The sequence below is a fragment of the Pseudanabaena biceps PCC 7429 genome (assembly GCF_000332215.1).
Classification (GTDB): domain Bacteria; phylum Cyanobacteriota; class Cyanobacteriia; order Pseudanabaenales; family Pseudanabaenaceae; genus Pseudanabaena; species Pseudanabaena biceps.
Genome location: NZ_ALWB01000420.1, coordinates 1 through 1,577, shown reverse-complemented (window position 1 = coordinate 1,577; position 1,577 = coordinate 1). Strand labels below are relative to the sequence as shown.

Genomic DNA, 1,577 nt, shown 5'->3' with positions numbered 1-1,577 from the left:
AATCGGTGGCGCGGCGGAACCGCGCCACCGATTCTGGTTTTATATTTGGTACTTCATTAAATCGCAAGTCCCCAAGTGAATATAGCTATAGTTAAGAATCGTGACGGGTAATGATTGCTTCCATGGTACTTTCAAGATTCTGCCCCGCAATAATTCCGCTAGCTAGAGAATAAATATTGTTATCGCGACGATAAAGAGTTTGAAACCCCGTCCGCATTTTTTTATCCCCCATTACCCAATAGCGTTGAGTAATTGAATCTGGACCAATTATCCCTTCCCCCTCAACCTTACCAAGAGAGCTATCATCAACCACAAAGGTAAAACGACGCTCATCAGAATCAATCCGCCCCTTATAAGCCATGGTTAGCTCTTCGCGATCGCTTTCGGGAAAGGTCAACTTTGTGACCATGGTAAACCAAAAATTATCCTTTGACCAACCTACTAAAGTTCTACCCTTAACTCGAATTGGCATGGAATCTCTCTCTATCCAGTTTCCCTCGAGAGTCCATTTCCCAGGTTGCACTAAAAAGGTATGTGCCACAGTTTTTATTGCTCTGTTTTGTTGCGCTGTAAATCAATTTTCATTATATAGCTTTATTACCAATCGCAGTCGAATCCATTTAAGTGAGGGCATTACACAGCATTATACTCACGTCATCAATTGCCAAACTACCAAAATCCTAAACCATCGGAAAGAGCGCACCAAAAGACGATCTCTTTCCTAAATCATTTATGAGAAAAATAGAGCTTCGACTCTGCTCAGCCAAAGTTTTATCCTCAAGAGCCTAAGTAACTAGGCATAATTAAAAAACAGAGCCAAAAGCTGTGGCGCACGCTGCGCGTGCGCCACAGCTTTTGGGGTTTTTCATAAGCTACTAATTAACTAAACCCGATCGCAAAGCTACCACTGCGGCTTGAACGCGATCGTCAACGGATAGCTTATTCATAATGCCGCGCACATGGGTTTTAATGGTATTAGGGCTGAGATAGAGAGTTTTCGCAATTTCGGGATTGCTCTTACCATCGACAATTAATTTCAGCACTTCCAGTTCCCGTTGAGATAGGTGTGAGTTATTTTCAACTTGAGTGGGGGGCTTGAGATGATCCATCACTTTACGGGCAACTTGGGGATCGAGATAGGTCGCCCCATCCATGGCAGCCGTGAAAGCGGCTAATAGACTTTCAGTAGATGTCCCTTTTACACAATAGGCATCAGCACCGCTCGATAAGGCGGCAATAATCTCCGTGTCATCGGTATGGGAACTAAGCATCACAATATGAACATTTGGGGAAGCACTTTTAATTTTTTGCGTTGCTGAAATCCCATCTAGCCTTGGCAATCCAATATCCATTACGATAATGTCAGGATGCAGTTCCTGTGCCATCTTTACCCCGATATAGCCATCCTCTGCGATGCCAACTACGGTGATATTCGGCTGTTGAGAAAGCGATTGCTCTAATCCAAGTTGGATGAGTGGATCGTCTTCAACAATTAGGACTTTTAAAGGTTTAGATGCTGTCGCCGCAGTCATAATTCTAAATTTGATTGAATTTGATTTGATTATAGCGGGTTCAGT

The 1,577-nt window shown here is 43.2% G+C and carries 2 protein-coding genes; both read right to left on the bottom strand.

Annotation, left to right across the window (positions count from 1 at the left end):
- Nucleotides 1–91: 91 nt before the first annotated feature.
- Complete coding sequence (locus PSE7429_RS22885) at nt 92–541, bottom strand: hypothetical protein (RefSeq protein ID WP_009629789.1); 450 nt, start codon at nt 539–541, stop codon at nt 92–94.
- Nucleotides 542–875: 334 nt separating this feature from the next.
- Nucleotides 876–1,532: a response regulator gene (locus PSE7429_RS22880; protein WP_009629788.1), complete on the bottom strand. Its 657-nt coding sequence runs from the start codon at nt 1,530–1,532 to the stop codon at nt 876–878.
- Nucleotides 1,533–1,577 lie beyond the last annotated feature (45 nt).

Excerpts from the sequence above, each read along its gene's own strand:
- PSE7429_RS22880 (WP_009629788.1), bottom strand. The coding sequence starts at position 1,532 with ATGACTGCGGCGACAGCATCTAAACCTTTAAAAGTCCTAATTGTTGAA.